Annotated in this window: 8 protein-coding genes; all 8 read right to left on the bottom strand. The window is 62.4% G+C overall.

Annotation, left to right across the window (positions count from 1 at the left end):
• Window positions 1-89: 89 nt before the first annotated feature.
• Window positions 90-1,067 carry an aldo/keto reductase gene (locus JOE60_RS07885; protein WP_167268986.1) on the bottom strand — a complete coding sequence of 326 codons (978 nt, stop codon included), beginning with the start codon at window positions 1,065-1,067 and terminating at the stop codon, window positions 90-92.
• 58 nt (window positions 1,068-1,125) lie between these two features.
• A complete protein-coding gene (locus JOE60_RS07880; protein WP_167268988.1) occupies window positions 1,126-1,350 on the bottom strand; it encodes a helix-hairpin-helix domain-containing protein in 225 nt (74 codons plus the stop codon).
• Window positions 1,351-1,383: 33 nt separating this feature from the next.
• Window positions 1,384-1,944: a hypothetical protein gene (locus JOE60_RS07875; protein WP_167268990.1), complete on the bottom strand. Its 561-nt coding sequence runs from the start codon at window positions 1,942-1,944 to the stop codon at window positions 1,384-1,386.
• On the bottom strand, window positions 1,941-2,510 hold the full coding sequence (locus tag JOE60_RS07870) for a DUF402 domain-containing protein (protein WP_167268992.1): 570 nt from the start codon (window positions 2,508-2,510) through the stop codon (window positions 1,941-1,943). The genes JOE60_RS07875 and JOE60_RS07870 overlap by 4 nt, the downstream gene beginning before the upstream one ends.
• Window positions 2,507-4,480 (bottom strand): 1-deoxy-D-xylulose-5-phosphate synthase, encoded by a 1,974-nt coding sequence (gene dxs, locus JOE60_RS07865; RefSeq protein WP_167268994.1) that lies wholly within the window; start codon window positions 4,478-4,480, stop codon window positions 2,507-2,509. The genes JOE60_RS07870 and dxs overlap by 4 nt, the downstream gene beginning before the upstream one ends.
• Window positions 4,481-4,665: 185 nt before the next feature.
• A complete protein-coding gene (locus JOE60_RS07860) occupies window positions 4,666-7,473 on the bottom strand; it encodes an aconitate hydratase (RefSeq protein WP_167268996.1) in 2,808 nt (935 codons plus the stop codon).
• Between the two features lie 243 nt (window positions 7,474-7,716).
• Window positions 7,717-9,081, bottom strand: coding sequence for a class I SAM-dependent RNA methyltransferase (locus JOE60_RS07855; protein WP_167268998.1), 1,365 nt, complete (start codon window positions 9,079-9,081; stop codon window positions 7,717-7,719).
• Window positions 9,082-11,055, bottom strand: a complete 1,974-nt coding sequence (locus JOE60_RS07850; protein ID WP_167269000.1) for an APC family permease — start codon at window positions 11,053-11,055, stop codon at window positions 9,082-9,084.
• Window positions 11,056-11,169: the final 114 nt, after the last annotated feature.

Here is an 11,169-nt window from a genome sequence, read left to right as displayed (position 1 = left end):
GCTCTCTCACCTTGGTGAGAGAGCGTTCCGGTTTTAGGCCGATTATGTGAGAGAGGGACGCTTTGGAACCCGCGGGATGTGAGAGAGGGCTAGAAGAGGGCTACCTTCGGCGCGCGGGGGAAGATCTGGTCCAACTCGTCGCGGTCCTCCTGGGTAGGCACCCAGCAGACGGCTTCAGCATTCTGGCGGATCTGCTCGGGGCGGGTAGCTCCGGCGATGACACTGCCGACGCCGGGCTGTGCAGCCAACCATGAGAAGGCGAGCTGCAATTCGGTAATGCCGCGATCCTTGGCGAACTGCCCGAACCGTCCCAACTGATCCCAGTCAGCGTCGTCAACCAAGTTGGTACGGGTGTGGCTCAACCTGGAACCCTCAGGGGCCTGACCCGCCGAGTACTTCCCCGTCAGCAGTCCGTTGGCCAGGGGGAAGTACGGCAAAACTCCCATGGAGAAGGCGTTTGCCGCAGGAACCACTTCAAGTTCTGCGCGACGGTCCAGCAGGTTGTAGTGGTTCTGGGTGGAGATGAACCGGGCTCCGCCAACCTGACGGGCCACGTACTCAGCTTCCGCTATCTGCCAGCCGGCAAAGTTGGAGTGGCCCAAGTAGCGGACCTTGCCGCTGGTGACCAGATCATCCAAGGCCGCCAATGTCTCGTCAATGGGCGTGAGCGGGTCAGGAGTGTGGAACTGATAGAGGTCGATCCACTCTGTGTCCAGGCGGCGCAGGGAAGCCTCCACAGCTTTGATGATGTATTGGCGTGAGCCGCGGGCGCCGAAGTCGCGTCCATTGGCACCGCCCATATCCATACCGAACTTGGTTCCGATCACGACGTCGTCCCGCCGGCCTTTGAGGGCTTTGCCCAGCATGACCTCACTCAGGCCCGGCTCACGGCCGTAGACGTCGGCGACGTCGAAGAAGGTCACCCCCGCATCCACGGCGGCATGCACTACGGCGTCCGTGCCCTCCTGGGATTCGGTGGGCGTGTTGGCGCGGCCAAGGTTGTTGCACCCCAAACCAACAGCTGAGACAGTCAATCCGGAATGGCCAAGGCGTCGGTATTCAGTCATGGCTTCAGCCTATATGGCGGGCCCGGCCACTTAGTAACCCCGGGCAACAGAAAAAGGGCTACGGCTGGACACTCCCGTAGGCGATCCCTGATTCCTCCATGGCATCCTCGAGTTGGGCAATCGCCACAGGCCCCATGCCATGCAGTTTGGTGGCCTTCGCTCCGCCGAACTCGGCCAGCTGTTCCAAGGTCTCAATGCCCTCGTGAGCCAACGCGCGTCTGGCTGGCGCTGCCAGGCCTTTCGGCAGTGGCGTGTGACCGGGCCAGTTGCTTTTGGAAGCCATGGGAATGTCCCTTCCGAGTGCGATGGATGGTACTTAGAGGGTAAAGCCCACACCCTGCTTGGGCGAGTGCTTAATCTTAAAGGCCGCCGGATCGCTCTTGGGCGCCACAGCTACGGTGAGCTTGGTGTAGTCCAGGTCCTCGCCCCGCACGCAGATCTTGATGGCGTTCACGGCCTTGTTGACGTCGGGGCAGACGCAGAAGATGTTGAGGTGGTAGTTACCAATCTCTGATCCCTCAACGATGCCCAGGCCGCGCCACGCCAGCTCGCCGGTCAGTGCCGTCTTGGCTTTGCGTTCCAGGTGGCGGTCGCGCTCTGTACCGTCCTTGGTCTTCAAGGCCAACTGCGCCACCACCAGGAATTGTTCGGACTCCGGGATTTCCGCGTAGCCATCTTCCTCGCATTGCGCGGCAAAGGCGGCCATCAGACCGTCCACCGCGGAGGCATCCGCAACATCGGTTTCGTCCGTTTTGCTCTGGTGGCCTACAACGCCGTGGTTGATCACAAACTGGTGATCGTCGTCGTCGAACCACGCCTCGCGAAAGTGCAGGGTTCCCTCTTCGTCGCGCTTGTACATGCGGATGATGCCGCTCATGCCCGTCCCTTCCTGAACCATTCCGCGCTGGTACTTTCAGCACCCTTGACGTCGAATGGTGGTTTCATGTTCTCTACTGCTTCCACAAGTCCCGCGCATTCTGCACGAAGAACGTCCACCAGCTCCGGTGGGTAGGACATCGTGACCCTGTGGTCGTCGAACTCGTCCTCGTCGTCCACGAAAACGCCGCGGGCAGTGGATCGAATGACATCCAGATCCATGTCGATCATGTGGAACTCAGTGACATCCGGTTTGATGGGTTTCCACGAGTGGGCAATGGCCAGATCCACGTAGATCCTGAAGTCTCCCGGATAGGTATCGTCGTAGAAAGTCGCCACGTACTCCCCCGTCCGCGGCACCAGGAGGATTGCGTCGGAGGCAGTGTAGAACGCCGCCCCGGGGCGGGAGCAGAACTCCCCCGCGCCTTGGAAGATCCACCAACCGTGAATGTCCTCGCCGAGGTACCTGCCCGGAACAACCCAGTGCGCCGTGCCGTCCCACTTCCGGTTCCTTGACACAACAAGGTCACCGGGCTGGAGCGCGCCCGGCTCGCGAGCCGCACTCACAAGGTGGGCAGACTGCCGGTGGTGGGGTGCTCCTGACCAGGCAAGGGCCTGGCGAAAGGCACCTTGGTCCCCAAAACCTGGGCGACGACGTCGTGGGTGATCTGTTGCGCCGTCAGGCCCACACGCTCGAGGACCTGGCTGCGGGAACCATGCTGGAGGAATTCGACGGGAAGGCCAACCTCGTTCAGCGCAGTATCCACGCCTGCGGCACGCATCTCCTGGCGAATGCGTGAACCCACGCCGCCCGCCCTGACACCGTCTTCGATGCAGATGACCAGCCGGTGGCGGGCAGCCAGGGCAACAATGGATTTCCGGACGGGGAGGACCCACCGCGGATCCACCACCGTGGAACTGATGCCTTGGGCACCAAGGCGGGCGGCAACGTCCAAAGCGATCTCGGACATGGCTCCCACGCTGACAATCAGCACATCATTTTCGGTGGAACCCTCAGGCCTTCGCGCCAGGATGTCCACGCCGTCGTGAAGGCGCTCAATGGCCTCAATCTCGGATCCAACACTGCCCTTGGAGAAACGGACAACAGTGGGGGCATCATTGATGGCCACGGCCTCACGCAACTCCTCGCGGAGCCTGGTTGCGTCGCGGGGCGCCGCCAAGTGGAGCCCAGGCACAATCTGGACCATGGCCATGTCCCACATGCCGTGGTGGCTGGGACCATCCGGGCCGGTGACCCCGGCGCGGTCCAGCACGATGGTGACACCTGCTTTGTGCAGGGCAACGTCCATGAGCAACTGGTCGAAAGCGCGGTTCAGGAATGTGGCGTAGACGGCGACCACCGGGTGCAAGCCACCGAAGGCCATGCCGGCCGCTGAAGTCAGCGCGTGCTGCTCAGCAATCCCGACGTCGATGACCCGTTCCGGATGGCGTTCGGCAAATTTGTGCAGGCCCACGGGGATCAACATGGCACCCGTGACGCCCACGATGTCCGGGCGTTCATCCGCGATGTCCGCGATCTCCTCAGCGAATACGGAGGTCCAGGACCTTGCGCCGGGCATTTCCGTGGACTCGCCCGTTTCAGGGTCGATGATGCCCACGGCGTGGAACTGGTCGGCTTCGTTGGCCAGGGCGGGAGCGTATCCATGGCCCTTTTCCGTCATGGCGTGCACAATGACGGGGCCGCCGTAGGCCTTGGCTGTATTCAGCGCATTTTCCATGGCCTGCAGGTTGTGACCATCAACCGGCCCGATGTACTTCATGCCCAGATCTTCAAACATGCCCTGCGGCGCCCACCAGTCCTTAATGCCCTTCTTCATGGCATGGAGGCTCTTGTAGGTGAACTGTCCGGCGGGGCCACCGTTCTGCAGCTTCTTCTTCCACCAGTCCAGCATGCCCTCGTAGGCCGGAGCGGTGCGCAGGGAGTCGATGGTGGGACGCAACGATGCGAGGTAGTCCGCGAGGCCGCCGACGGTGGGGGCGTACGAACGACCGTTATCATTGACGACGATCACCACGCGCCGGCGCTTGTCTGCCGCAATGTTGTTGATGGCTTCCCAGGTCATGCCACCGGTGAGCGCACCGTCGCCCACCACGGCAACCACGAACCGGTCGCCTTCGCCCGTCAGCTGGCGGGCCCGAGAAATGCCGTCTGCCCACGACAATGAGGACGACGCGTGCGAGCTCTCCACGATGTCGTGCTCTGACTCTGCCCGCTCGGGGTAGCCGGAGAGGCCACCTTGCTGGCGGAGGGTGCTGAAGTCCTGGCGGCCTGTCAGGAGTTTGTGCACGTAGGACTGGTGCCCCGTGTCAAAAATGATGCTGTCCTTGGGGGACTCAAAAATCTTGTGGACGGCGAGGGTCAACTCCACAACGCCCAGGTTGGGGCCAAGGTGTCCACCCGTGGCGGCAACGTTGGTGATCAGGAATGCCCTGATCTCTGCGGCCAGCAGCTCCAGCTCATTGCTGGACAGTTTGGCCAGGTCCCGTGGATCCTTGACGGTTTCCAAAAGTCCCAACGGCCCTCCTTAGGGGTGAATGACGTGCTCGTTAACTTTAGCGCGTGCCGGTCTTCGATGCTGTGACCGCCGGGCCCACCAGCGAAAAGCAGGGTGGTGAACCGTGGAACGGCGACAGCCCCGGCTGGTCCTGGGACCGGCCGGGGCCGTCAATCATGGTTGGTCAGCTGCAAGCAGCTGATCAACTATGCGGAGATCTGACGCAGAACGTACTGCAGGATTCCACCGTTGCGGTAGTAGTCGGCTTCGCCCGGGGTGTCGATGCGCAGGACGGCATCGAACGACTTGGACGAGCCGTCTTCGCCCGTTGCCGTTACCTTGAGCGTCTTCGGCGTGGTGCCGTTGTTCAGCTCGGTAACGCCATCGACGGCGAACGTTTCCGTACCGGTGAGGCCCAGGGTTGCTGCGGACTCGCCTGCGGGGAACTGCAGGGGCAGGACACCCATGCCGATCAGGTTGGAGCGGTGGATACGCTCGTAGCTTTCGGCGACGACAGCCTTGACACCCAGGAGTGCCGTACCCTTGGCCGCCCAGTCACGGGATGAGCCGGAGCCGTATTCCTTGCCAGCCAGGACAACCAGCGGCGTGCCGGCGGCCTGGTAGTTCTGTGCGGCATCGTAGACGTAGGCCTGCGGAGCACCTTCCTGGCTGAAGTCGCGGGTGAAGCCACCTTCAACGCCGTCCAGAAGCTGGTTCTTGATACGGATGTTGGCGAAGGTACCGCGGATCATGACTTCGTGGTTGCCACGGCGTGAGCCGTAGGAGTTGAAGTCCTTGCGCTCCACACCGTTGGCCAGGAGGTACTGGCCGGCGGGGGTATCCGACTTGAACGAGCCGGCCGGGGAGATGTGGTCCGTGGTGACGGAGTCGCCCAGCTTCAACAGCACACGGGCGCCTTCGATGTTCTGTACGGGCTCCGGCTGGGCCTTCATGCCCTCGAAGTATGGGGGCTTCCGGACATAGGTGGAATCCTCTGCCCAGGCGAAAGTATCGCCGGCGGGGGTATCGAGCGCCTTCCAGCGATCGTCCCCATCAAAGACACCCTCGTATCCCTTGGCGAACATGCCTTCGTCGATGGAGGAGTCGATGACTTCCTGCACCTCGGTGGGGTTCGGCCAGATGTCCTTCAGGAAGACCTCGTTGCCCTCGGGGTCGGTGCCAAGGGCATCGGTGTCGAAGTCGAAGTCCATGGATCCGGCAAGTGCGTAGGCGATGACCAGCGGCGGGGACGCCAGGTAGTTCATCTTGACGTCCGGGTTGATGCGGCCTTCGAAGTTGCGGTTACCCGAAAGAACAGCCGTCACGGAGAGGTCGTTGGCCTGGATGGCCTCGGAGATTTCCGATTCCAGCGGGCCGGAGTTACCGATGCAGGTGGCGCAGCCGTAACCCACAATGTAGAAGCCAAGCTTCTCCAGGTAGGGAGTCAGTCCCGACTTGTCGTAGTACTCGGTGACAACCTTCGAACCAGGGGCCACGGAGGTCTTGACCCACGGCTTGGAGGTGAGGCCCTTGTCCACGGCGTTGCGTGCCAGCAGGGCGGCCGCAAGCATGACGGAAGGGTTGGAGGTGTTGGTGCAGGAGGTGATCGATGCGATCGACACTGCACCGTGGTCCAGTTCGAACTCGCGGCCATCGGCCGTTGTCACCTTGACGGGATCGGACGGACGTCCGTGCGCGCCGTTGGCAGCCGAAAGGACCCGGCTGGTTTCGGTGGTGTGCGAGTCTGCATGGGTGAAGGACGGTGCGTCCGACGCCGGGAAGGACTCGTCCAGGGATTCATCAACGCTGCCGTCTTCGATGGAGACGTAGTTGTGGATGTCCTTGCGGAACTGCTCCTTGGCATCGGTGAGCTCAATGCGGTCCTGGGGACGCTTGGGGCCGGAGATGGAAGGAACCACGGTGGACAGGTCCAGCTCGAGGAATTCAGAGAAGCGCAGTTCACGCGAAGGATCGTGCCACAGGCCCTGTTCCTTGGCGTAAGCCTCCACCAAAGCCACGTTGTCCTCGGAGCGGCCGGTGAGGCGCAGGTAGTCGAGCGTGACGTCGTCGATGGGGAACATGGCCGCCGTGGAACCGAATTCCGGGCTCATGTTGCCGATGGTGGCGCGGTTGGCGAGCGGCACAGCTGCAACGCCCTCGCCGTAGAACTCCACGAACTTTCCAACAACACCGTGCTTGCGGAGCATCTCGGTGATGGTCAGCACGACGTCCGTAGCGGTGGCGCCCGCAGGAATGCTGCCCTTGAGCTTGAAGCCAACAACGCGGGGAATCAGCATGGAAACGGGCTGGCCGAGCATTGCTGCCTCAGCCTCGATGCCGCCAACGCCCCAGCCCAGGATGCCCAGGCCGTTGACCATGGTGGTGTGCGAGTCGGTACCGACGCACGTGTCAGGGTAGGCGCGCAGAACGCCGTCGACCTCGCGGGTCATGACGGTGCGGGCCAAGTACTCGATGTTGACTTGGTGGACAATACCGGTTCCCGGGGGGACAACCTTGAAGTCGTTGAAGGCGGTCTGGCCCCAACGGAGGAACTGGTAACGCTCACCGTTGCGCTGGTATTCGATCTCCATGTTGCGCTCCAGTGCGCCGGAGTTGCCGAAAGCGTCGATCTGGACGGAGTGGTCGATGACCATTTCGGCCGGAGCCAGCGGGTTGACGCGCGTGGGGTCGCCGCCAAGTTCCTTCACAGCCTCACGCATGGTGGCGAGGTCAACAATGCAGGGAACGCCGGTGAAGTCCTGCATGATGACTCGGGCCGGAGTGAACTGGATTTCCGTATCGGGCTCCGCGTTGGGATCCCAACCGGCCAGGGCGCGGACGTGGTCTGCCGTTATATTGGCGCCATCCTCAGTCCGCAGGAGGTTTTCAAGCAATACCTTAAGGCTGAACGGAAGGCTGTCTGCGCCTTCTACGGAGTTCAACCGGAAAATTTCATAATCGGTGCCGGCTACATTCAGTACGCCTTTGGAACCGAAGCTGTCCACAGTGCTCATGGCAGGACTCCTCTCGCAACAGTTTCATCTTTGTCGCGTGGTTGGCCGCTAGCCAGTTAGGCGCACCTTACTTAGCCGGGCGGCACTTTCTCTTGGTCACCCCGGTCCGCGGTGCGGAACTGCGCGGGGCGGGACTACTAAAGCCATCGTAGTGGCATACCTGTCCATTGCGTGAGTGCAGCACCCCCGCAGGTGGAAACCCTCGGCCTTGCCCGCATCAAGCGGCGCGCAAGGCCTCCGGGGTCAGGTGGACGGCACGATCAGTGCCACAGTTTCCAGATGGTGGGTATGGGGGTACAAATCGAACGCCCGCAGCGATTTCAATTGCCAGCCGCCATTCTGGAAGTAACCCAGATCACGCGCAAATGAGGCGGGATCGCAGGACACATAAGCGATTGCACGGGGACCTGTTGCCATCAATTGCTTGACCACGGCCTTGCCTGCTCCCACACGGGGTGGGTCCAGGACCAGTGCATCGAAGGAACGCTCGCTCTGATGAAGCACCCTCTCCACGCGCCCCTGGACAATGTCCACCTGGGGTTGGCCGTGGAGATTCTTGCGGGCGTCACGGCTTGTTCCGGGCGAACCCTCCACCGACAGTACGGAGCCCGTTTCGCCCACAGCATCCGCCAGCGGCGCCGTGAAGAGTCCCGCTCCGGCGTACAGGTCCGCTACGGCCGCTCCCGGGTGCAGGTAACCCCCGTCAGCCAGGTATCCGCTGACGGCACTGACCAGGGTGTCCGGGGCGTCCTTGTGGATCTGCCAGAAACCCTCACCGGTGACCCGGTATTGGTGTCCCGCCGCAGTCTCCTGCACCCAGGTCCGTCCGCGGAGTTGCAGCACCTCACCCTTGGAGGGGTCGAAGCTGGCCACTGACACGTCGTGCGGCAGCTGGGAAACGATGCTGTGCAGCCTCTTGGGGCTGGTTCCCTCCAGCGGTGCGAGAAGTACCAACGGACGGGAGCCGTTTGCCGGTACCGCGACCTCAACACGAGCCAACCCGGACAGATCCAGGTCCCACAGCCTCAACTCGTTGATGCCCGGATGCGCCAACGGCATGTCCTTGACGGGCAGCACCACATCCGAGCGGTGCGCATGCATTCCCAAGCGTCCTTGGGGAGTGACCGCAAAGCCGGCACGGGTACGCCAGCCGAGTCCGTCGTCGGACTCCCCCACAGCTTCCACGCTGGTAGTGAGCTCGACGCCGGCAAGCCGCTTGAGTTGTTCGGCCAGCACCTCCGCTTTGAGTTCCCGCTGCCGGGGCAGGGAAATGTGCCCCAGCTCGGCGCCGCCCACGGGCGGACCGCCGCGGTGCCACGAGGACAGTGCATCGGCAGGTTTCCAGAAGTGCTTGACCCTGTCGGGTGAGGCCTCAAGGACCTCGACGACGTCGGCACGCCAGAAGCGCGACGAGTCGCCTGAGTCGGTCAAACGGATCCGGACTTTCTCGCCGGGGATGCCGTGCCGGACGAAGATGACCCGGCCTTCATGGCGGGCGACGAAGTGGCCGCCATGGGCGATGGGACCGACCTCCACCACGAGTTCCGAACCGGGGTCACCCTGGCCCTCGCTGGCGTGGGCATGGGGGGAATTGCTGTGGGAGGTCATTTAGGTATCCTGCAGTGCCTTTGCTTCTTCGGACGATTTCAGCTGCCAGGGAACGCTGGCGACCATGACTCCGGGTTCAAAGTGGAGCCTCGTCTTGATTCTGAGTGCGGTCTGGTTGTGAACCAGTTGTTCCCACCATTTACCCACAACATATTCCGGGATGTAGACAACGATCAGGTCCCGGGGAGAGTCGCGGCGCATGTTCTTGATGTAATCCATGATGGGCGTCACCGTCTCGCGGTACGGGCTGGCCAGCACCGTCAACGGGACGGGGATTTCCAGTTTCTCCCAATCACGGACGGTGTGTTCGGTCTCCTCCGAGTTGATGTCCACCGTGATCGCATCCAGGCGCGAGGGCCGGGAAGCCCGGGCGTAGGCCAAGGCCCTGAGGACGGGCTTGCGGACGTGGGAGACCAGGAGGACGGCGTGCACCCGGGTGGGCAGCGCCCTGGGGGACGAGTCCTCGTCCACTGCCAGTTCCTTGGCCACATTGTCGTAGTGGGCGCGGATGCTCCACATGATGAGGAACAGGATGAACATGGCCAACAGGGCGATCCACGCGCCTTGTTCGAACTTGGTGATCAACACGATGACCAGCACCAGTGCGGTCATGCCGAAACCCACCATGTTGATGGTGCGGGACTTGATCATCCGGCGGCGGACAGCTTTGTCGCGGGCCAGCTTCAGTTCACGCCCCCAGTGCCGGACCATGCCCAGCTGGCTGGCCGTGAACGAGATAAAGACACCCACAATGTACAGCTGGATCAATTTGGTGACATCGGCGTTGAAGGAAAGGATCAGCACCAACGCTCCCGCCGCCAAGGCAAGGACGCCGTTGCTGAACGCGAGACGGTCTCCGCGTGTCCGGAGTTGGCGGGGAAGATAGCCGTCCTGGGCCAGAATGGAGCCCAGGACGGGGAAGCCGTTGAATGCCGTGTTGGAGGCAAAAACAAGGATCACACCGGTGGCGGCCACCACGATGTAGAACGGAATGGAGCCTGCACCGAAAATGGTGTCGGCAATCTGGCTGATGGCAGGGTTCTGGATGTAGCCCTCGGGCAGCGGTTTGCCGTCAACCAGGAACTCCGTGGCAGGGTCAAGGACAATGTGGACCTTGGTGGCGTTGGCCAGGAAGAGAATTCCGGCCAGCATCGCGGCGGCAATGGCGCCCAGCAGCAGCAGGGTGGTGGCGGCGTTCTTGCTCTTGGGCTTCTGGAAATTGGGCACGCCGTTGCTGATGGCTTCCACGCCGGTCAGTGCCGCTGCGCCTGAGGAGAAAGCCCTGAGAAGCAGGAAAGCGCCGGCAAGCCCCACCAGGCCCTCATCAAAGCCGGACTGCGGCACGATCGTAAAGTTGGCGGATTGGGCCTCACCCAACTGCCCGGTGAAGAACTGGTAGATGCCCACTGCCGTCATGCCCAGGATGGACGCCATAAAGATGTAGGTGGGAACGGCGAAGACCGAGCCCGCTTCCTTGATCCCCCGAAGGTTCACCAAGGCCAGGATCACCACGCCAATGGTGGCTATGAGGGCCTGCTGTCCATGCAGCGAGGGGATGGCAGTGGTGACATAGGCTGCGGCGGAGGACATGGAGACTGCAACCGTGAGGACGTAGTCCACCAGGAGTGCCGAGGCCACCGTCAGGCCTGCGTACTTCCCCAGGTTGACGTTGGCAATTTCATAATCGCCGCCGCCGGAAGGATAGGCATGGACGTTCTGGCGGTAGGACGCCACAACCGTGAGCAAGACCACCATGACAGCCAAGCCCACCAAGGGCGAAAAGGCTACTGCACTCACCCCTGCAAGGGCCAACGTGAGCAGGATTTCATCGGGAGCATAGGCAACGGAAGACAGCGCGTCCGAGGCGAAGATGGGCAAAGCGATGCGCTTGGGCAACAGGGTATGGGCCAGGCGGTCGTTCCGGACCGGCCTTCCCACCAAAACCCGCTTCGCGGCATTCAGAATTGTCAGCACTCCGCAAAGCTACTCTGAATCCACAGGGATGTCATGACGGCGCTGGCCTGCGGTGCACCGCAGCGGCGGTAAAGTCATATCGTTCAGGTCGGACAACACAAATGAGGAGACACG

Origin of the sequence: Paenarthrobacter ilicis (genome assembly GCF_016907545.1) — a bacterium.
Taxonomy (GTDB): domain Bacteria; phylum Actinomycetota; class Actinomycetes; order Actinomycetales; family Micrococcaceae; genus Arthrobacter; species Arthrobacter ilicis.
Note: the sequence above shows the minus strand (reverse complement) of the source record. Positions and strands in the feature narration are given on the sequence as shown.